This window comes from Pontibacter liquoris, from assembly GCF_022758235.1.
GTDB classification, from domain to species: Bacteria; Bacteroidota; Bacteroidia; order Cytophagales; family Hymenobacteraceae; genus Pontibacter; species Pontibacter liquoris.
In genome coordinates, this window is sequence record NZ_JALEBG010000001.1 from 570,742 (window position 1) to 591,918 (window position 21,177).

The following is a 21,177-nucleotide window of genomic DNA, read 5'->3' on the forward strand; positions in this document are numbered from 1 at the left end:
GGCATTTTTATAAAGGAAAGCAAGCCTGTTGTTACAGATTTTCTTTAGGCTGCGGAAGCGGTTTGCGAGGCAGCTTTTTATCACGCATTGCCGTGTTATACACCAATGAGGCCACAATGGTCGCGGCTTGCTTCAGGTCGTCGGCCTGCAGGCGCTCGAAGGTGTCCTGGTTCGTATGGTGCGTGCGGGTGTCGTAATCTAACTCATCCTGAATAAACTGGAAGCCCGGTAAGCCGACCGCATCAAAAGCCAGGTGGTCGGTGCCGCCGGTGTTGCGGATGGTGATCGTGGCGGCATCCAGGTCATAGAAAGGCGCCAGCCAGGCCGCCATAGTCGGGCGCACAGCGTCGTTGCCCTGCAGGTAAATGCCCCGGATCTTACCTGTGCCATTGTCCAAGTTATAGTAAGCGGCTAGTTTTTCGTGCTCTTTGGTCAGCTTCATGGTAGCCGGGTCTCCGAAGTGTTGCTTTACATATCCCCTGGAACCGTGCAGGCCCTGCTCTTCGCCGCTCCACAAGGCAATGCGAATGGTGCGTCGTGGTTTTACGCCCATGGTCTGAAGGATGCGCACCGCTTCCATCATCACGGCTACGCCGGCCGCATTGTCGGTGGCGCCGGTAGCAGCATGCCACGAGTCGATGTGGCCGCCCAGCATCACCACTTCGTCCTTCAGCTTTTTGTCTGTGCCGGGTATTTCGGCGATCACATTATAACCTTTGGTATCGTTAGTGAAAAATTTGGTTTGGGTTTCTAGTTCCAGTTCCACGGGTTTGTCGGCTTTCAGCAGGCGCACCAGGCGCAGGTAATCTTCTGTTCCCATTTCCAGTTCCGGAAGCACAGGCTGGGCATCGGCTGCATACGACGCGCCGTTGCTGGTGCGGTGCGTGCCATTGTCGCCGCCCCTGGTGCTGAGCACCGCGGCTGCGCCCTCCGCTTTGAAGAACTCGGTTGCTTTGTTGAGCAGGGCCAGGCGGGCACGGTATTCAGCAATGCGCTCGGGCGTCCAGGTGCTGGCGCTGGTGGTTGCTTCCGGGCTTTTGGTCATTTCCTGCAGCTCGGCTTCGGTATAGCGTTTGGCGTCGGCCTCAAAATGCGGCTTCAGCTCGGTGGTATTGTCGGTGAGCACAATTTTGCCTTTCAGCTGGCCTTTATATTGCTGCAGGTCTTCTTCTTTGGTGATCTTTACCAGCACTGCTTTGGCTTTTACGGCACCGTTGGTGCCCGGTGTCCAGGCTTTGGGGGTGGCTATCAGCGGTTGGTAGTAGGGGGCTGTCATGGCGATGTAGGATTTCTCTATTTCCCAGCCTTTGCCAAAATCACCCCAGGCTTCGAGGTGGGCATTCTTCAGGCCCCAGCTGGTTAGCTGGTCTTTTGCCCATTCTTCGGCGCGCAGCAGTCCGGGAGAGCCTGTCAGGCGGGGACCGGACACATCTGTCAGGTAAAAAGCCGTTTCCATTACTTTGGAGTTTTTGAGGCCTTCTGCCTTGATGCGGTGCACCATGTCCAGGTTTACGGGTTCCTGCTGGGCATAAGCGCCGGCCGAAAGCTGCAGGCCCAGGGCCAGTAGGAGTAAAGATCTTTTGTTCATCTCTTGTAGGTTAGTTGGTGAGGTTTAGGTTAGCAGGTATAAGTATAAGTATAAGTATAAGTATACCGGCAGGAAAGATAGCATTTAAATCCGGCTAATGTCAAGTAAGGGGCAGCCTGCCTGCGCCCAAGCCTTTCCGGATCGCTTTTTCCAGGGGCATATAGGTATTGTCGGGGCGTTGCAGCTGGCATGCGCGGGCCGGATAGAGCGGCGGCTGGGCCATAAACCGCGGTGAGCTGCCATGATGCGCCTGGGCGGCATGCACCAGAAAAGGATGGCAGAGGTATACGGTGCCGGCCTTGCCTGTGGCACTCACTTCTGTGCCAACAGAGGCTGGAGGCAGGTTAGCGGCAATTTCCCGGCATGTCAGGCCTGCTTCTCCTGCCGGGGCCAGCAGGCGGGCTATCCCCAGGTGCGACCTTGGCCGCAATCGGGTGGGCGCATCACGCTCGGTGACATCCGAAAAAAGAAACAGCAGCAGCAGTGCCCTGTCTTTGGAGAAGACATTCACCCGCCACGAAAGAAAATCATCCGGCGCATCGCCCGGAAAGCTGGCGTCTACATGCCAGCCGGTATCATTGGGAAGCTGGGAGCTGGGGAAGCGCACCGGAAAAGTACCGAGGCTGTGGCGGGGAAGCCAGTTGCCCCGGCCCACCAGCTGATCAAAGGCGGCGTGCAGCAAAGGCGTGTTGGCGGCTTGCCGGAAAGGCTCCTGCGCATAATCTCCCAGCCGGATAACAGGCTGCGTCCATGTGGCGGGGTCATCGGGCGCACAGCCAGTGTCCTGCCAAAGTATGCTGCGGCAACGGGCTGCCAGCTCTTCCGGAAAAGCATAATTCAACCGGGTATATCCCTGGTTAATGAACTGCCGGATCTGATCTTTGCTGAGTGCCGGTTTCATTTTCCTGCTTTAAAATAGGTAGCATGCATAAGATAGGACCTTGCCGTTTGCGGGAAGCCCGGAAATATGCTCAGGCAGTCAGCCAACTGCCGTATTGCATTTGGCTGCCGGTATTTATCTTGTTTGTTTCTGGGCTATAATCTCAACGGTATAACACAGCTGCCGTATAGGTAGTTGCAGATTACGTATTTATACTCAGATACGTTTGCACTAAAATGGAATTGCCTCCAAGTATAAATAAACTTATTACTTTTGAACTACCTCACCTTGAAATTCTATAAATTGATATACTGATCTAATTAAAGCAGATTTTATGAAACACTCACACCTGATGCCTTATTCAGCGTTACTGGCCGGGCTGATGCTGGGCGGCTGTAGTTCTTCTTCCACTACACCTGCCGATACCAGCACCACCACCGCAGCAACCAGTACAGCTGAAAAGGTTGAAATGAACATGGGGCATGGCCTGGAACTGGCCAACATGGATACGACCGTGGACCCCTGCACCGATTTCTACCAGTATGCCAACGGCGGCTGGATCAAGAACAATCCCATTCCTGCTTCTGAAAGCCGCTGGGGTTCTTTTAACGAGCTGGCCGAGCGCAACAACACTGTGCTGCGGTCGCTGTTAACAGAGGCTGCCGCCAACACCACAGCTGAAAAAGGCACACCAGCGCAGCTAGTAGGTGATTTTTATGCCAGCGGCATGGATTCCGTTGCCATCAACCAGGCCGGGTATACGCCCATTAAGCCGGAGCTGAGCAAGATTGCCGCCATTAAAACCACCGATGATCTGGTAAAAACGATTGCTGATCTGAAGTCGAAAGGCGTCAGTGGCTTCTTTGGCATGTATGTGGCCCAGGATGACAAAAACAGCACCCAATATGCGCTGCAGGCCGGCCAGGGTGGCCTGAGCCTGCCCGACCGCGATTATTATCTGAAAGACGATGAACGCTCGCAGAAAGTGCGCACCGCCTATAAAGAGCACCTGCAGAACATGTTCAAGCTGGTAGGAGATGATGCCGCAACTGCCCAGAAAAAGGCGCAGGCCGTGATGAACATCGAAATGAAGTTGGCCCAATCGTCCAAGCCCCGTGTAGAGCTGCGCGACCCGTACGCCAACTATAATAAGATGACGGTGCAGGCATTTGCCAAGCAGAACCCGAACCTGAAGGTGACGCAGCTGCTCACCGGCATAGGCGCCGAAACGGCCAGTGACGTGATCGTAGGTCAGCCTAAGTTTTTCAAGGACCTGAACGGCCTGCTGAAAAGTGTTCCGTTAAGCGACTGGAAAACCTATACGCAATGGCACCTGCTGCGCTCTATGGCGCCTTACCTAAGCGACAACTTTGTACAGGAGAACTTTAACTTTTACGGCAAGGTGCTGAGTGGCGCTAAAGAAATGCAGCCCCGTTGGAAACGCGTGCTCCGCACTACGGATGGTGCGATTGGCGAGGCCCTGGGCCAGCAGTATGTAAAGGAAAACTTCTCGCCGGAGGCCAAGCAGAAAGCCCTCGACATGGTACACAACATCCAGGATTCCTTCCGGGAGCACGTGAAGGATCTGGACTGGATGAGCGAGGAAACCAAGCAGCGCGCCCTGGCCAAACTGGATGCTTTTGCCGTGAAGATCGGCTACCCGGATAAGTGGAAAGCCTACGAAGGACTTGATATTACCCGCGACTCGTATGCCAAGAATGTGATGCTCGCCAACCAGTACGAATTTAAGGAGAACATCAACAAGATCGGTAAGCCCATCGACCGCACCGAGTGGGGAATGACACCGCCAACCGTGAACGCATACTATAACCCAAGTATGAACGAGATCGTGTTCCCGGCCGGCATCATGCAGCCGCCTTTCTTCGACCCGCAAGCGGACGATGCGGTGAACTATGGCGGCATGGGCGCTGTGATCGGCCACGAAATAACCCACGGCTTCGATGACCAGGGTGCACAGTATGACCCGGAAGGCAACCTGAAAGACTGGTGGACGAAAGAAGATAAAGAGCAGTTTACCGCCCGCGCTAACGGCGTGGCCAGCCAATATGACCAGTATACCGTGCTGGACAATGTACACGTGAATGGCAAACTGACGCTGGGCGAGAACATGGCCGATATTGGTGGCCTGAGCATTGCTTATACTGCCCTGCAAAAAGCGCTGGAGAAAAATAACCCGGGTAAGATCGCCGGCCTCACTCCCGAGCAACGCTTCTTCCTGGCATGGGCCCAGATCTGGCGCACCAACATCCGCGACGAAGCCCAGAACCAGCAGGTGCTCACCGACCCGCACTCACCAGGCAGGTTCCGCACCAATGGTCCGGTGTCTAACATGCCGGAGTTCTACAAAGCTTTTAACTGCCAACCAGGTGACCCAATGGTACGCGACGAACAAAGCCGCGCCAAGATCTGGTAACGGAACATGACCATAAAAAAAGGCGCTGCAGCAATGCAGCGCCTTTTTTTATGCTTCAGGGGTTATACTTTCACTCTCTCTTCCGCGCTCTTAAGTATAATTACAAAACATGCAGAAGAGAAATGGGACAACAAATCAGAAAGCCGACTTCTTTTCTCCAGATGTATTTAAAGCGATAGGCATTGGGTAGCAGGACAGTTTTTGGAACGAAGGGGGCTTGCCGGTTAGCAGCGCGCCTCCATTGCAGCGTTTTGCATTAGTTCTCCACCACCTTGATCTGGTGCTTTACAACATCCACAGGCCAATCGCCGCCGCCCACCTGCACGTTGGCAATTTTGTCTACCACATCCAGCCCCTCCACTACCTCTCCGAAAACCGTGTACTCGGTGTCCAGCCCCGGCTCGCCACCAAGGGTCTTGTAAATTCTGATCTGTTCGGGGGTATACTGCATGTGGTGCTGGGCCTCGATGGCCCGCAGCTCCGACACGGAACGGGGCTTGCCCTGCACAATATAGAAGTTATGCGACGAAGATTCCTTTTCCGGGTTGCGCTCGTCGCCGTAGCGCGCCATGGCCAAGGCTCCTTTTTTATGGATATGAAGGTTTTTTAAATTGATCTCCTGCGGGATCTTGTAGGCGCCCAGCTTCATTTTACGCTCATCCGAGTCGCCGCCCTGGATGGCAAAGCCTTTTACAACCCGGTAAAACTCGCCCTCATCGTAAAAACCGGCTTTGGCCAGGCGCACAAAGTTGGCCCGGTGCAGGGGCGTATCCTTGTACAAGCGCACTTTGATGTCGCCCAGGCGCGTCCTGATCAGAAAAAGGCTGTCGGGGTTGTTTTTGGCAAATTCGGTGAGCACCGGTACGGCTGTTTCGGGCGTGAGGGATTTCAGGGTCGGTTCTTCTGCTACCGGCGGAGGTGTTTCTCGCTGCTGTTGGGCTGCCTTGTTGTCCTGGTTGCAGGAGGCTAGCGAAACGAGACAGGCAACCACTAGTATGGGATGGCAAATGGCGGCAAAGGCGCGGGTTCTTTTCATAGATTTAAGGGACGAAAAGGCCAAGATAAAGGTTTTCGGGCAAAGTATCCAGTAGCGGCAAAAGACAAGTATAGGCGCGTGAGTAATTGTATTTATCTGATAAACTGCTATTTGGCTCAGCTTTTTAAAAACCGGAACCGTATACCTTCTTCATAATCAGTAACATCGCACCTACTCCTGCCTACTACTACCTGCTTACCTGCCATCACCTGCCTGATGGTGCTTAAAAAAGCTTGAACTGCTACGATGGCACACGTGAAAAAATGACGCGGCTGCCTTCCTTTTTTAAAACGGTAAATAAAAGAATTAAAATTTTAGTTGCATATGTAAGCCAATAACAATAGCTTACAGGTAATGTCACTTTTTTAAATCAAATTATTGTTCAATTTTAACTTACACTTAGTATGAAGCAAAACTTACATTTCAGCAAAGTAATGCGTTCTGTATTGTTCGGAGCAGCCATGGCTACAGCCGCCTGTACCTTCACTGCATGTGACAACGAAAGCGCCGATCCGGTTGCAGAACAGCAGGTGCCCGCAACAGATAGTGAGAACGGTGCCGTGATCGACGGGCAATACATAGTTGTATTTAAAGGAGATGGTAACCTGCGCATTGATGCCAATGCAACGTATGCGCAGCGTGTTGAACTGGCCCGGCAAACAGGCCAGAATATACTTTCGGATAATGGTGTTCAGAATGTTACCATCGAGCAGGCCTACGGCAAAGCCATACTTGGTGTAACGACAAAGTTAAGCCTTGATGAGGCAGCCAAACTGCGCAACGACCCGCGTGTAGCCTACGTGGAGCAGGATCGGGTTGTATCGCTTGGCAAGCCTGGTGGAGGCGGCTCAGCACAGCCTACCCAGGCGCTTCCGGTGGGCATTACCCGCGTAGGGGGTGGCTCTACCGCGTCTTCAGCTACCGCCTGGATTATTGATACAGGCGTGGACCTGGATCATCCGGACCTGAAAGTAGACGTGGCCCGCAGCAGAACGTTCTTTACCAGTGGTCGCGATGCCGGCAGTGCGGACGATGGCAACGGTCATGGCTCGCACGTGGCAGGTACCATTGCCGCCATTAATAATAGCATCGGGGTAGTGGGCGTAGCGCCGGGCACTACCGTAGTAGCTGTAAAAGTACTTGACTCGCGGGGTAGCGGCGCTTACTCTACTGTTATTGCCGGGGTGGATTATGTAGCTGCCAATGGTAAAAACGGTGATGTGGCCAACATGAGTTTGGGTGGCCCGATCTCCAAAGCGCTGGATGATGCCATCTTATCGGCTGCTGGCAAAGGTATTAAATTTGCGCTTGCTGCCGGTAACGATTCGCAGGACGCCAACAACACCTCGCCGGCACACATTAACCATACCAACGTCTATACTGTTTCAGCGGTGGATGCGAACGATAAGTTTGCCTACTTCTCCAACTTCGGAAACCCGCCGGTTGATTTTGCAGCACCGGGCGTAAGCATTCAGTCCACCTGGAAAGATGGCGGCTATAACACCATCAGCGGTACGTCTATGGCGTCTCCGCACGTGGCAGGCCTGCTGTTACTGGGCGCCGTGAGAGGCGATGGCTTTGCCACCAGCGACCCGGATGGCAATCCCGACCCGATCGCGCATCATTAATTGTAGAAAGTGCTATTGTTTAAAATAAGGTGAAAAGGAGGCGGCTGATTGGCCGCCTCCTTTTTTATACCGGTGGCACAAACCTTAAAGTGTTTTGCGCATCACGTAGTCGTTCATCCAATACGGGCCGATGGCAATGTCTTCCTGCTGGTGCTCGACGTAGCCGCAGCGCTCATAAAACTGCTTTGCGCGGTTATACCGGTTCACGTTCAGGTCAAGTAGTTTGGCACCAAGTTGTTTCACTTCTTCTTCCACAGCCGTAATAAGCACTTTGCCATACCCTTTGCCCTGGCATTGGGGCATGAGGTAGATCTTGTTTAGTTTATAGATGTGAGCAGGCGCCTCTTTTACCGAGTAGGAGGCAAAGCCCAAGGCTTCTTCCTGTTCCAGCAACAGCAGAAACGTTTGCCCTTCCTGCAGCTGTTTTGCCAGCGCTTCTTCGCTATAGATCACATCAAACATATAATCGATCTGCTCCTTGCTAAGTATAGGGCTATAGGTCGGCTCCCAAGTGGCTTCTGCCAATGCCCGTATGGTCGGGATGTCGGATAGGGTGGCTTTGCGGATGCGGTAGGTTGTGGCCATGTGCTAAGATTACTGCTGAAACGGCAAGGTAGGCACAAGCTTGTTAAAACCCAATCCTGGCAGGAGGATACGCCGTAAATGCTAACTTTGCAGCATAACGGAACGCAAAAACACATCGCTTATGAAAGCCATTTACCTGGAAAGTATAAATGCCCCTTTTGTGTTGATCGAAAAGGAGAAGCCGACAGCCGGCCCCGGCGAAGCAGTGGTGCAGGTAAAGGCCGCCGCCCTCAACCACCGGGACGTGTACATACAGTATGGGCGCTATTTTACCAAAGAGTACCCGGCCATACTTGGCTCCGACGGTGCCGGTATTGTAACGGAAGTAGGCGCGGGAGTAGCCCCGGACTGGGTAAGTAAAGAAGTGGTGCTGGATCCCTCCACCGACTGGGGAGATAACCCGGGGGTGCACAGCAAGGAGTATAAGGTGCTGGGTATGCCGCAGGAAGGCACCTTTGCCGAATACGTGAAAGTACCCGCCACGAACCTGCACGAGAAGCCTGCCCACCTGAGCTTTGAACAAGCCGCTGCTCTGCCTCTGGCCGGCGTAACGGCGTGGCGCACCCTATTTACAAAATGCGCGTTGCAGCCCGGCGAAAAAGTATTGATCACCGGCATTGGCGGTGGTGTAGCATTGGCTGCCCTGCAGTTTGCCGTTGCTTTGGGTGCGCAGGTATGGGTAACCAGCAGCTCGGAAGAGAAAATAGAGAAAGCAAAAGCATTGGGTGCCACCGGGGGCATCAACTACAAAACAGAAAACTGGGGAAAGGCCCTGAAAGCCGACGTGGGCGGCATAGATGTAAGTATAGACGGGGCTGCCGGTGAGGGCTTTGTGCAGCTGGTAAAAGTGGCTAACCCGGCCGGGCGTATTGGCATGTATGGCGGTACTACCGGTATGATCGGGCAGATAAACCCGGCAGAGATCTTCTGGAAACAACTCAACATTTATGGCAGCACCATGGGCACCAACCAGGATTTTGCAGCGATGATGGCCTTTGTACGGGAAAAGAAAGTAACGCCCGTGGTAGACAGCACATTCCGGCTGGAGGAAACCGAACATGCGATGCGCTACATGGAAGCCGGTAAGCAATTCGGTAAAATCGTGCTCCGCGTCGGGTAGTTGTTAAAAGTTGATTGCCAGTTGATTGTTAATTGGTTTGATTAACAGGTAACTGAGATGCTAATATGCCGGAATAGGCATGGGAGATCAGACAAATAAAAAAGGAGAAGCGAGCTTTGTGGCTCGCTTCTCCTTTTTTATTTGCAGTAAACAAATTTAAAAACAATCAACAATCATCAACCGGTCTACTGGTTTTGCGCGTCCAGCAGGTGGAGGAAGAAGGCGTATTCGAGGGCCGTTTCCTTGTAGCGCTCAAAGCGGCCGGAGGCGCCACCGTGCCCGGCTGCCATGTTGGTGTGCAGCAGCAGCATATTGTTGTCCGTCTTCATGTCGCGGAGCTTGGCCACCCACTTAGCGGGCTCAAAGTACTGCACCTGCGAGTCGTGGAGGCCGGTGGTCACGAGCATGTTCGGGTAGGCCTTTGCTTCTACGTTGTCGTAGGGCGAGTAAGAGAGCATGTAATCATAGTAAGCCTTGTTGGTTGGGTTGCCCCACTCGTCGAACTCGCCGGTGGTCAGCGGAATGCTCGTATCCAACATGGTGGTGATCACATCTACAAAAGGCACGGCCGCAATTACGCCTTTATACAGGTCGGGGCGCATGTTCACCACCGCGCCCATCAGCAAGCCCCCGGCACTGCCACCCATAGCAAACAACTTGTCGGGGTTGGTATACTTCTGGGCGATCAGGTACTCGGAAGCATCGATAAAGTCGGTGAAGGTATTTTTCTTTTTCAGCAGCTTGCCGTTCTCATACCATTGGCGGCCCATTTCCTGGCCACCGCGGATGTGGGCAATGGCATACACAAAGCCACGGTCCAGCAGGCTCAGGCGCACGGAGCTGAACGAGGGATCGGTGCTGTAGCCATAGGAGCCATAGCCGTAAATAAGCGTGGGGTTGTTGCCGTTCAGCTCCAGTCCTTTGCGGTATACCAGCGAAACCGGGATTTTGGTGCCGTCTTTTGCCGTGGCATAGATGCGTTTGGCCTCATAGTTCTCCGGGCTGAAATCGCCTACTACTTCCTCGCGCTTCAGCAGTTTCTGCTGTTCGGTTTGCATGTCATAGTCGTAGGTGGAGTTGGGTGTAGTTAGCGAGCTGTACTGGTAGCGCAGCGTTTTACTGTCGAAATCGGGGTTGGTGCCGATGTAGGCAGTGTAAGCTTCCTCTTTAAAAGGAATGTAATAATCGGTCTTCGGGTCGTTCCACTTTTTAATGCGGATCTGCGTCAGGCCGTTTTTGCGTTCCTGCAGGGCCAGGTAATCCCGGAAGATCTCGATGCCTTCCAGCAATACATCCTGGCGGGCCGGCAGCACATCTTTCCAGTTAGCTTTGCCGGGCTTGCTTACCGGCGTCTGCATCAGCTTAAAGTTAGTCGCGCCATCCTTGTTGGTCACAATATAGAACTTATCGCCAAAATGGTCGATGCTATATTCCAGCCCCCGCTCGCGCGGTTGTATCACCTTAAAGGTGCCGTTGGGTTTGCTGGCATCCAGGTAGCGGTATTCGTTTGCTAGGGTGCTGTTGCTGCCGATGAGGATGTACTTCTCCGACTTGGTCTTAAACACAAACGTGCTGAAGGTCTCGTCGGCCTCGTGGTATACTTCCTTGTCCTGGCTGGTGGGCGTGCCCAGCGTGTGCCGGAATATTTTGAAGGAGCGCAGCGACGGGTCCTTCATGGTATAAAACACGGTTTTGTTGTCGTTAGCCCAAACGGCGCTGCCCGTGGTGTTGGGAATAGCATCAGAGAGCAAAGCCCCGGAGTTCAGGTCTTTGAAACGGATGGTATACTTGCGGCGGCTCACGGTATCTTCGCCGAAGGCCAGCAACTGGTTGTTAGGGCTCACGTTCATGCCTGATGCGGCATAGTAAGCCAGGCCCTCAGCGCGCTGGTTGGCGTTTAACATGACCTGTTCAGTCGCCTCCATTGTGCCTTTTTTGCGGGCATAGATCGGGTATTCCTTGCCTTCCTCGTAGCGGGTATAGTACCAGTAGCCGTTATCCTTAAATGGCACCGATTCATCTGTCTGTTTGATGCGGCCCACTATTTCCTGGAAGAGTTTCTGCTGCAGGCCCTCGGTGCTTTTTAACATTTGCTCGGTATAGCGGTTCTCTGCTTCGAGGTACGAGATCACCTCCGGGTTTTCGCGCTCGTTGAGCCAATAGTAGTTGTCGGTGCGGGTATGGCCCAGGGCCGTAAGCTCCTTCGGGTGCTTGGGCGCAATAGGTGGCTGCGGCTGGGCCGGTGTGGTCGCTATGGTGGCCGAATCGGTTTGCTCTGCGGTGGCAGCAGTGCCGCTGCCGCCCGTGTTGCCCGAGGTGCAGCCGGCGCTTACCAGCAGGCAGCCGGTAAACAGCATAGCCGTGTTTTTTAACGTGGTATACAGGTGTTTCATAATTTTATTTGTTAGGTTCTGACTGATCTGAATGCAGTTACCGAAAGTATGAAAATTTCAATAGAAACAAAATACGGGCAGACGTTAGGCAGAGTATATAATACTGGCTATATTTATTTTACAAACACAATCAAACAAACCAACACTAACATCTATGGCATCACAAGCAGAATTTGAACAGGCGGTTGCAAAATCGCAGACCTTAACCGAGCGCCCTTCCAACAACACGCTCCTGCAGCTGTACGGGCTTTTTAAGCAGGCCACCGAAGGCGACGTGCACACGGCACGCCCCGGCGGTTTTGACTTTAAGAACATTGCCAAATGGGATGCCTGGAAAGCGAACGAAGGCAAAAGCCAGGAAGAAGCCCGCAGCGCGTATGTGCAGCTTGTAAACCAGCTGGCCGGCGAGTAACCCGGAAGACCGGAAACAGGATGTGTTTGCAATCGGGGGAAAGCAAACATCCTGTTCCTAACCGGCAGTAGCCAAAAAAAGGAGCCGCAGGGCTCCTTTTTTATTTTCTTCTCCAGCGGTGGCTGCAATTATAACATTTATACTTGTGGCTCAGGAAAGGGACCGGGAAGCCGAGGAACAGATAGCTCAGCGAAAAGACGGCCCTGTTATACTTCTCTTCTGCAATGTTGTCGGAGCCGCAGGTAGGGCAGGTATGCGCCTCCGGGGCGTGCTCTTGCATGGGCGGGGCCAGCTCCAATTCATCGTTCAAAAGAAAAGAGGCGCTTCCGCCCAGTATGCCGGCCATAATGGCGCGCGCTTCTTCCTCGTCATTTTCCGGCACCCGCAGCTTTATTCCTCCTACGGCTACTGCATAAAAGGGCTGCGCCGCCACAATGTGCTCATCTCCCAGAAAACAAAGAATGCCTTCTGCCGCCAGGCGCCCTTTCAGGATGTGCGCCTGTGTCGGATCGTTGCAGGTAGCAATTGTTATCAGGCGCTCAGCCATGGAGAAAAGATAAGAACGTTATTTTTTAGGAGGAAGGTTGAACGCAACGGCTTCGTGCTCAAAATGCCCTTTGTGCGAGCCATCGCAGAAAGGCTTGTTCTTGGAAAGGCCGCAGCGGCATACCGAAACCACGGTACGTCCGTCCAGGCCGTACGCGTTACCATCTTTATCTACAATTTCAAAATCGCCTTCGATGCGCAGCGAGCCGTTGTTGTTTACTGTCAGTTTTGTTGTTGCCATGGTGTGCTGGTAAAAGTATAGGGGTAAGTATAAAAACAAATATACGCATTTTGCCTTACTATCTGTGAGCCCCTTAAACCAAAAAGGCCCTGCACAGAGCAGGGCCTTTTTGGAACGTAAGTCGAATTGGATTTTACTACTTGCTGTACTGGTAAGTATAGGTTTCGCTTTTACCGTTTGGTGTGGTCACGGTCTGGCTCAACGGCAAACCGTTCTTATCATACTCGTAGCTATACTTATAGTTGTATACTTTCTTGCTGCCGTGCACCAGGGTTCTGGATGCGATCAGGTTATTGGGGCTGCTCACTTTGCCGGGTTCGGTAATGGTGGCGAAAGGGTTTTTGTTGTTATCGTAGGAGTAGGTGGTGGTAGAGAAGAGCACGGTAGCGCCCTTAGCGCCTACTACATACTGCTTTTCCTGACCCAGGTCGCCGTTTGGCAGCACTTCATACTTTACAAATGATTTTGCTTTGGCACCTTTTTTCTCCTGGCCTTCAAACACGGATTTCTTTTCCAGTTTGCTGTTGGCATCGTACTCGAACGTAGCGTAGGTTGAAAACGCCACTTTGCTGCCGTCAAAGTAATTGGTAAGGGCTTTGCGCAGCAGGCCGGTGTTGTCATACTTAAATACCTGCTCTGCCAGCACGGCGTGGCTGCTGCCGGTGTGGGTAGTGGCTTTCAGCGCTTTTCCTTTGGCATCGTAGGTGTACTTCTCAAAGCTTTCCAGCTCGCCGGTTTCTTTGTTGTAGTGGTTTACCTGGCTCAACTGCTTGCCTGCAAAATTGTAAGAAGTTACATCGGCAGAATCCACGGTGATGCGGGAAATCTGGCCTTGTGCTGCTACCGTAGGATTAACAGATTCCTGGTCGTTTTTTTCGCAGGAGGATAACGCAACCACGCCAAACAGGAACATGGCGGGTAAAAAAGTGTTTTTCAATTTCATTTGGCTAAAAGTTGAAATAATGAAAAAATGTCGTTTTGGCTCTTGGCCGGTTTGTTTGGATGGAAAACGGAAGGCCCGTCAAAATAATTGCATTCTGTAAAATATTTCTGTCGGGAGGTATAGGGTGGCAGGTTGGTGTTGTTGGTGTAAATACCTGATGGATAGTGTGATGCGTTGTTTAAAAAAGGTTGTAAATATTTTAAAATATTTTTAATATGGCTTAAATATATAATTATTAATATATTCAAGAATGCGCCAGAGCCAAGACCTGCTTGCACTTTTACCGGCTTTAGGCCAGCCATGTTCTGTGCCGCCTGATTGCATGCAGCAGCACCTGGTTTTAGTTCAGGCTTGCGCTCCGGGCAATGTTGAGCAGCTCATCTCCGGTATCGATATTGTGGCGAAGCAGCTCGTTGAAGTTAACGGCTACGCGCAAGGCCCGCAGGCCTGGTACCCCCGGCATTTCCTCCAGCTCCAGGTGCTCTATTTCCTGGCCCACATACCCTTCCGATTGCAGGAACTCAATGTAGCGTAGGTATTCCTGTGCTTCTTTTTGCACCGAGTATACGATGGCGATCTTGCCGGGCTGCGTCAGGCGCTCTTCGGACCCGCGCAGGGTAGCCTTGTCGAGCCGTTTTTTAACGATCTCGTAGCGGATGTTATTGGCGCCTTCCACATCAAACTTTTTCTCGTCCAGCCGGAACCGGATCGAAATAGGATCGCTGTGCACCAAAATGAGCTGGGTAATTTCGAGCGGCAGTTTCAGGTTGGGCCGTAGCTTGCGTATGCGGCGGGCAATTTCGCAGGTCAGCATCAGCTGCCACAGGCGCATGTTGCGCAAGTATAAAGGCTGGAAATCCCCGTTATTCAGCAGCGAAGCACCAATGTAGATGTTATACTCCACACCATCGGTCTTATACTTCTCAAAGTAATGCGGAAAGGTTTGCTGGGCTTTTTCCTCTTCCCGGTCCAGAAACGTTGAAATGGTTTCGTTGATGATGTAGAGGCTCTCTTCGTAAGCGCGCCGTTTGTTGTACACCACGCCGTAAGGGTTGTTGATGGCGGCTCGGTACCTGCCAATGGCCTCCGTGGCGGACGGGTTGCGCCGGATAAAATGGTCGAACAGGGGCTCGATCTCGCTGCGCAGAAACTCCAGGATAATGCCTTCATCGCCCGAAGCCAGCTCATTGACGATGCTCTGGGAAAACTTGTCGATCTTATACACGAGCTCATCCAGAATAGAGAGGGGCAGGTTGTCTTTGGCCGCAAGTATAACCTCTTTGGCCAGCACCAGCTGTTCCAGCAAATCGCCCTGGATGGCTTTGTTGCGCTCTATGGCCGAGCCCCGCACATCGGAGACACCGTACAGCGGGTAAATATCCTTGAACACGATCGGCTCGATCTCGGGGCTGGTATTGCGCTCCATTTTCTCGAGCAGGTTGATGGCGGCCTTCGTAAAGCGCCACTCCACAATGGGGTGGATGGCCGTATACTTTTCTTTGATGATGCGTTGAATGCTGCTGCGCAGTTCTTCCAGGCTGCGATTCATGGATAAGGCAAACAGCGGCAGCATGTCTTTTAGCTTCAGGGTAGAGAGGGCGTTAAGCTCGCCTGGAATGGGAGAGGCAAGCTCCAGCAGGCCAATAATGCTGCCCTCGTACTGCAGCGGGGCAATAATGAGGTTGCGGATTCCCTGGTCCAGCAGCTGCTGCTCAATACGGGTAGGGTTCGGAAACACCTGCAGATCATCCACCACAATGGTATGGCCTTTTTTGATGACGGGTTCATAAACAGAATCTGTCAGGTCGGCCAGTTTCAGGTCGCTATCCTGGGTAAGCACCAGGCCATTCCATATTTTGCGGGCATAGGTAATATCAAACTCAGGCATGGCAGGGCACGAGGCAACGCCTAAGCGGATGCCGGGCAGGCCAAAGAGCACGCGCAGCTTCTGCTGCAGGTTCAGAAAACCCTCCTGGGTGGCAATAGTGTCTCCATCCAGCAGGTCCAGGCGCAGCGAAGAGATGGTTTCCTCGTTGGTAACGTCGGTAAATTCATAGATGGCAAAGCCGGTAAACTCAAAATTGTCCGGCGGCAGTTTCTGCATCCACAGATCCAGGTCGTTGTAGCGGTTTATGAGGTAGTTGATCTCCTGGGCTTTGAGCTCCTTCAGCTCGCCTTTTGCCTTCACCTCCATAAATTTAAGGTCGATGCTGAGCTTGTAATGGTGTTCCAGCGCGGTAAACTTATCTTTGATGGTAAAGATAAAGGGTTCGTCTACCCGGAAGTTAGCCTTGTAAAACTTTTCTAGGATCAGGGTATAAGCCGACAAAGTAAGCCGGAAAAGCAGCGTTTTCAGGTCCAGGTTCAGCTTTTCGGTATAATTGCCACCGCCCAGCAGCTTGAGTTCGGTCAGGCGCGGGGTGGCATAAAAACTCTCGAAATGGAACGGAAGCACAGCCGCTTTAAGGTCATTTTCCCAGAGGGCACTCGGGAAAATATCCTCCATCAGGATGTCTACTGTATCGATGTACCTGGTAATGATGCTGCTGTCACTGATGGGCTCGAGCAGCTCGGGTTTCTGCCGCAGCAACTCGGTCAGTTCTTTCACCCGCGCCACATTGCAGCTGGGGTCGTTTGTCACCTTCTGTTCCCAGTACGAAATAAGGGGCGACAGGCTGAGGGTGGTTTTAAATGGAAATTCATTTACACTCAAAATCACCTCATCATTGCTGGTGATGGAGACAACCGACTCATGAAAACTACTTTGGTGGTGTTTGGGCATATGCTGCGGTTCTGACGGAAGCGGTTACAGGCGAAGCGCCGGCTTCATAGGTGTTAAAAGCTATAACGAAATTTTATCTTAAAAGATGGTGCAATAACCGGGCCGTACGGGTTATGTTTGTGTTACCAACGGGTAGGTAACCGCCGGCAGAGAGGCTGCGGATATATGTTTGGCACAATATTTATGCTCTTGCCCTGTTATACTATACCCGCTTAAACATTTAAAGCATATGAAAAAGAAAACAACCTGGCTACTGACGCTGCTGCTGGCAGGCTTTACGTTTGGGGCACAGGCCCAGTCGCAGTCGCAGGTGGAAAAAGACCTGAACGATTTTCGTGCCTGGATGCGCCAGAAGTCGGGCATGGCCGACAGTACGATCCGGGCTGAGTGGCCGACCGTAAAAAAGGAGTACAAGGAAAAAACCTACACCCTGGACCAGAACACCAAAAAGCTCTCGGATTCTTCGCGGGCCGAGTATGCTACCATGAAGCAGCGCTACCAGGAGTGGGAGGAACGGAACGAGACCCGCAAAGCCGTGGACCTGGAAGGGCGTGAGCTGGATCGCTGGGAACTGGAAATGACCGGCTCGGCGCAGATCAACAGAATTAAGCCGGCAGGGCTCCGCGATGCCTTTGTGCAGGCGCTGGATTATACCCGCGTAAACCGCCGCAACTGGACCCTGCGCGACTGGGATTATGCCGAGTTTGTGATCGGCGAGCTCAATACGCGCAAAGCCGAAGTGCTTGACCGACTTAATAACGGCGATAAAATTAAAATAGCCGCTTTGCAGGTAGAGTTTGCCACCCTGAAGAAAGGCCGCGAAGCCAAAGATGCCTACAACAACATGCGTGAGCAGCGCTAAGCTGGCTACCCTATAAACATAGGAGCCATACTAAAAAGCAGCAGCCCCGGCAGTTTATACTTGCCGGGGCTGCTGCTTTTTAGTTATGCACTCAGATGGCGTTCTGGCCTTTAGTACCGTTCGATGGGTCTTTGTCTTCGTGCCTGCCCTGCGGTCCTTTCTTTTTCTGCTGATCGCTCAGGTGGCGGTTCTGGCCGCCGTCTTTGTCCTGCTTGTTTTCTGCCTTCGGGCGGCTGGCGTTGTCTTTTCCCTGGTTATGTCCCTTTGTCATTGCTTTCGGTTGGTTGGTTATACCTGTTTGTACGACAGCAGGTAGCGGGAGTTGAAGCCGCTACTTTTAAATGTGGATAAGTGGTGGAGAATTAGCACCTGTGCTTGCCGCGAAAAGTCTTACTTTTGTCACCGGCTTTTACCCAAACCACCTTTACTCATGCACATTGCAATCGTCGGCAATATTGGCGCCGGCAAAACTACCCTGGCTACCAAGCTGTCGCAACATTTTAAGTGGGACCTTTACCTGGAGGCGGTAGAGAACAATCCGTACCTGAAAGACTTTTACGAAGACATGGAGCGCTGGGCTTTTCACCTGCAGGTCTTCTTCCTCAACAGCCGCTTTACGCAGGTGCAGCAGATCCAGTCCAATGGCCACGACGTGATCCAGGACCGCACCATTTACGAAGATGCCTACATCTTTGCCAAGAACCTGCACCAGTCGGGGCTGATGAGCTCCCGGGATTATGATAATTACTTTGCCCTGTTCCAGTCGATGATCAGCATGGTGAAAGCGCCTGACCTGATGATCTACCTCAAAGCCGACCTGCCAAAACTCATCGGGCAGATTGAAAAGCGCAACCGCGATTATGAGAGCAGCATCAGTATTAACTACCTGCGCAACCTCAACGACCATTACAACAGCTGGATGAGCACCTACGACCAGGGCAAGCAACTGGTCATCGACGTAAATAACCTCGACTTTGTCGCCAACCCGGAAGACCTCGGAAGCATCATCGAAAAGATCCAGGCAGAACTGTATGGCTTGTTTTAAGCCCTGAATCCGTTAAACTTTACAGCACCACAAAAGGCAGCGAACCGCAACGTTCGCTGCCTTTTTGCTTTTAGAAGTGTGTTGGCTAATAGAGTAGCAGGAGGGGAGTTTTGCCACACACCGGCAGTTCGGCTATTGGTTCTTTCTGAAGTATAAGCGTTACTGTACCGGGTCCAACCACCCCTACCCCTCAGAGCTACGCTCGCTAGCTTCGAACTCGCGTTCTCGCTAGTCTAAGGAGGAGAGCTTGTTGTTACTTAGGCTAAAGTATAAACGATGTAGTAAGAGCTTCATCTCCCTTCCACCAAGATCCTTTCAGGATGACAAAAGTGGGAAGAGGAGAAGGATACAAGGAAATAGGGATTACAGAAAGAAGGTTTATTCTTATGCTTCTGCCAAAGTATAAACAGCTTCTATCGAACTGATCCCAGTCCTTGGGTTGAGCGCCTTGGTGTGTTGCGGTGCCCGAAGGGCAGCCCGCAGCGTCAGCGAGGAGCAGCTTCACGCCGCCGCGCGAAACGCAAGGACGAGCCCCCGCGGGCTTGGAGCGCTCCAAAGCAAAAGATGAAACAAGGCAAGTATAAAACTGAGCATTAATCAGCCGCTAGCAAGTATAGCAGAAAACAGAACTGAGCATCAAACTCAAGCTACAAAGTATAAACTGAAGCATCACACGGCCGCTACCAAGTATAGCCAAATATCAAACCTGGAAATCTGTACATAGGCGTTGTACATCCCATACTTACATTCCCTACCAACCACCCCTGCCTATACCCTCCTTTGCCCTCACTTCAAATTTCACTACCTTCAGGTCGGAACTAAACCTGAAAAAATAGCATGAAACCACGCCACATACTTTTAATGACGGCGCTGGCAGCGGCAACTGTTAGCTGCAACAGCAAAAAAGCCACGGAAACCGATACCGCCAAAACCGCCGCTGCCCAGCCCGATGATGAGATTCAGCAGAAACTGGATATGTATACTTCTGTGCGCCTGACTACCGATATGAGCAAGCTCAGTGAAAAGGAAAAGCAAATGCTCCCGTTGCTCATCGAAGCATCCGATATTATGAACAAGCTGTACTGGTACGAAACGTATCCCCAGGGCGATTCGCTGTTAGCGGCCCTGGACAGTGCGCCTGCTAAGAACTTTGTGAAACTGAACTACGGCCCTTGGGACCGCCTCAACGATAACGAACCCTTTATTGCGGGCGTGGAACCCAAGCCGGCCGGCGCCAACTTCTATCCCTTAGATATGACCAAGGAAGAGTTCGAAGGGGCTAGCCTGCCGGATAAAACCAGCCAGTATACGTTTTTGCGGCGCGGCACCGATGGCAAACTGAAGACGGTGCCTTACCATGTGCAGTTTAAAGAAGAGGTGCAGCGCGCGGCCGACCTGCTGAAAAAGGCAGCCGCTCTGGCCGAAGACAGCGGTCTGAAGAAGTACCTGACCCTGCGTGCCGACGCCTTGCTTACAGACAAGTACCAGCCCAGCGACCTGGCCTGGATGGATATGAAGAATAACAAACTAGACCTGGTAATTGGCCCGATCGAGACATATGAGGACCAGTTGTTTGGTTACAAAGCATCGCACGAGGCCTATGTGCTGGTAAAAGACATGGACTGGAGCCAGCGACTGGCTAAGTTTGCCGCCTTTCTGCCGGAGCTGCAACGCGGCCTGCCCATAGCGGACAAGTATAAAAAAGAGGTGCCTGGCTCTGATGCCGACCTGAACGCCTACGATGTGGTATACTATGCCGGCGAAGCCAATGCAGGTGGCAAAACCATCGCCATTAACCTGCCCAACGACGAAGAAGTGCAGCTGAAGCGAGGCACCCGCCGCCTGCAGCTTAAAAATGCTATGCGTGCTAAATTCGATAAGATCATGGAGCCAATTGCCGATGAACTGATCGTGGATGAACAGCAGCAGCATATCACCTTTGATGCCTTTTTCGCCAACACCATGTTCCACGAAGTGGCACATGGCCTGGGGATCAAGAACACCATCAACGGCAAAGGCACCGTGCGGGAGGCCCTAAAAGAACATGCCTCGGCGCTGGAAGAAGGCAAAGCAGATATTCTGGGCCTGTATATGATCACGCAACTAAAGGAAAAAGGCGAGCTGGAAGGCCAGCTGGAGGATTATTATACCACGTTTCTGGCGGGTATTTTCCGGTCCGTGCGCTTTGGTGCTGCCGATGCGCATGGCAAAGCCAATATGGTGCGCTTCAATTTCTTTAAAGACCATGGCGCTTTTGAGCGGGATGAGAAATCGGGCAAGTACCGCGTGAACTACCCCAAGATGCGCGAAGCGATGAATAAACTCTCCGAAACCATCCTTACGCTGCAGGGCAACGGCGATTATGCCGGCGTAGGCAAACTGGTGGAGGAGAAAGGCATCATCAGTCCGCAGCTGCAGGCAGACCTCGACCGCCTCGCTAAAAAGAATATTCCGGTAGATATTGTATTTGAGCAAGGTACTGAGGTGTTAGGGTTGAAATAAGAAAGAACAGTTGCAAAAATAGCCTGGCCCCGAAAAGCCGGGCTATTTTTTTTGGTTTGTTCTGATCAGTTGTTAGTTATGCCTGGAAGAAAAAGAGAAATTAGTGTTGGGTGCTGACGCGTAGCCGCTGCTGTAAACTGAAGGAAGTGAATTATTGAAGGTGGTAAATAGGATTATACT

18 protein-coding genes are annotated in these 21,177 nt (G+C 52.3%); 7 read left to right on the forward strand and 11 right to left on the reverse strand.

Features of this window, described 5'->3' with window-relative positions:
• Positions 1-31 precede the first annotated feature (31 nt).
• Together LWL52_RS02315 and LWL52_RS02320 are read right to left on the reverse strand one after the other, a co-directional pair.
• Positions 32-1,588 (reverse strand): M28 family metallopeptidase, encoded by a 1,557-nt coding sequence (locus tag LWL52_RS02315; RefSeq protein WP_242916540.1) that lies wholly within the window; start codon positions 1,586-1,588, stop codon positions 32-34.
• Between the two features lie 100 nt (positions 1,589-1,688).
• Positions 1,689-2,489: a phytanoyl-CoA dioxygenase family protein gene (locus LWL52_RS02320; RefSeq protein WP_242916542.1), complete on the reverse strand. Its 801-nt coding sequence runs from the start codon at positions 2,487-2,489 to the stop codon at positions 1,689-1,691.
• Between the two features lie 313 nt (positions 2,490-2,802).
• Between LWL52_RS02320 and LWL52_RS02325 the strand changes: the two genes are divergently transcribed.
• A complete protein-coding gene (locus LWL52_RS02325; RefSeq protein ID WP_242916544.1) occupies positions 2,803-4,902 on the forward strand; it encodes a M13 family metallopeptidase in 2,100 nt (699 codons plus the stop codon).
• A gap of 256 nt (positions 4,903-5,158) precedes the next feature.
• Here the strand turns inward: LWL52_RS02325 and LWL52_RS02330 are convergent, their stop codons facing one another.
• Positions 5,159-5,938, reverse strand: a complete 780-nt coding sequence (locus LWL52_RS02330; RefSeq protein WP_242916546.1) for a peptidylprolyl isomerase — start codon at positions 5,936-5,938, stop codon at positions 5,159-5,161.
• Positions 5,939-6,342: 404 nt separating this feature from the next.
• Between LWL52_RS02330 and LWL52_RS02335 the strand changes: the two genes are divergently transcribed.
• Positions 6,343-7,566 carry a S8 family serine peptidase gene (locus tag LWL52_RS02335; protein ID WP_242916548.1) on the forward strand — a complete coding sequence of 408 codons (1,224 nt, stop codon included), beginning with the start codon at positions 6,343-6,345 and terminating at the stop codon, positions 7,564-7,566.
• 84 nt (positions 7,567-7,650) lie between these two features.
• On the opposite strand, the gene LWL52_RS02340 is transcribed toward LWL52_RS02335, so the two are convergent.
• On the reverse strand, positions 7,651-8,151 hold the full coding sequence (locus LWL52_RS02340) for a GNAT family N-acetyltransferase (RefSeq protein ID WP_242916550.1): 501 nt from the start codon (positions 8,149-8,151) through the stop codon (positions 7,651-7,653).
• A gap of 121 nt (positions 8,152-8,272) precedes the next feature.
• On the opposite strand from LWL52_RS02340, the gene LWL52_RS02345 reads away from it, so the two are divergent.
• Complete coding sequence (locus tag LWL52_RS02345) at positions 8,273-9,271, forward strand: zinc-binding dehydrogenase (RefSeq protein ID WP_242916551.1); 999 nt, start codon at positions 8,273-8,275, stop codon at positions 9,269-9,271.
• Between the two features lie 185 nt (positions 9,272-9,456).
• Here the strand turns inward: LWL52_RS02345 and LWL52_RS02350 are convergent, their stop codons facing one another.
• Positions 9,457-11,664, reverse strand: a complete 2,208-nt coding sequence (locus tag LWL52_RS02350) for a S9 family peptidase (RefSeq protein WP_242916552.1) — start codon at positions 11,662-11,664, stop codon at positions 9,457-9,459.
• 154 nt (positions 11,665-11,818) lie between these two features.
• Here LWL52_RS02350 and LWL52_RS02355 point away from each other — a divergent pair, with 154 nt between their 5' ends.
• The gene (locus LWL52_RS02355; protein WP_242916553.1) at positions 11,819-12,076 is read left to right on the forward strand and encodes an acyl-CoA-binding protein; all 258 of its coding nucleotides are present in this window, start codon (positions 11,819-11,821) and stop codon (positions 12,074-12,076) included.
• 100 nt (positions 12,077-12,176) lie between these two features.
• On the opposite strand, the gene LWL52_RS02360 is transcribed toward LWL52_RS02355, so the two are convergent.
• The 5 genes from LWL52_RS02360 to LWL52_RS02380 form a co-directional block, all read right to left on the reverse strand.
• Positions 12,177-12,623, reverse strand: a complete 447-nt coding sequence (locus tag LWL52_RS02360; RefSeq protein ID WP_242916554.1) for a putative signal transducing protein — start codon at positions 12,621-12,623, stop codon at positions 12,177-12,179.
• 18 nt (positions 12,624-12,641) lie between these two features.
• Entirely contained in the window at positions 12,642-12,863 is a 222-nt protein-coding gene (locus tag LWL52_RS02365) for a CDGSH iron-sulfur domain-containing protein (protein WP_242916555.1), read from the reverse strand.
• Positions 12,864-12,999: 136 nt separating this feature from the next.
• Positions 13,000-13,806, reverse strand: coding sequence for a hypothetical protein (locus tag LWL52_RS02370; protein ID WP_242916556.1), 807 nt, complete (start codon positions 13,804-13,806; stop codon positions 13,000-13,002).
• On the reverse strand, positions 13,803-14,108 hold the full coding sequence (locus LWL52_RS02375) for a hypothetical protein (RefSeq protein ID WP_242916557.1): 306 nt from the start codon (positions 14,106-14,108) through the stop codon (positions 13,803-13,805). Before LWL52_RS02375 ends, LWL52_RS02370 begins: the two co-directional genes overlap by 4 nt.
• A gap of 38 nt (positions 14,109-14,146) precedes the next feature.
• The gene (locus tag LWL52_RS02380) at positions 14,147-16,588 is read right to left on the reverse strand and encodes a GAF domain-containing protein (protein ID WP_242916558.1); all 2,442 of its coding nucleotides are present in this window, start codon (positions 16,586-16,588) and stop codon (positions 14,147-14,149) included.
• Positions 16,589-16,817: 229 nt separating this feature from the next.
• Between LWL52_RS02380 and LWL52_RS02385 the strand changes: the two genes are divergently transcribed.
• Positions 16,818-17,450, forward strand: coding sequence for a hypothetical protein (locus tag LWL52_RS02385; RefSeq protein ID WP_242916560.1), 633 nt, complete (start codon positions 16,818-16,820; stop codon positions 17,448-17,450).
• A gap of 91 nt (positions 17,451-17,541) precedes the next feature.
• On the opposite strand, the gene LWL52_RS02390 is transcribed toward LWL52_RS02385, so the two are convergent.
• A complete protein-coding gene (locus LWL52_RS02390; protein ID WP_242916562.1) occupies positions 17,542-17,721 on the reverse strand; it encodes a hypothetical protein in 180 nt (59 codons plus the stop codon).
• A 159-nt stretch (positions 17,722-17,880) separates the two neighbouring features.
• On the opposite strand from LWL52_RS02390, the gene LWL52_RS02395 reads away from it, so the two are divergent.
• Positions 17,881-18,495, forward strand: coding sequence for a deoxynucleoside kinase (locus tag LWL52_RS02395; RefSeq protein WP_242916564.1), 615 nt, complete (start codon positions 17,881-17,883; stop codon positions 18,493-18,495).
• An 837-nt stretch (positions 18,496-19,332) separates the two neighbouring features.
• Entirely contained in the window at positions 19,333-20,997 is a 1,665-nt protein-coding gene (locus tag LWL52_RS02400) for a DUF8614 domain-containing protein (RefSeq protein ID WP_242916566.1), read from the forward strand.
• Positions 20,998-21,177: the final 180 nt, after the last annotated feature.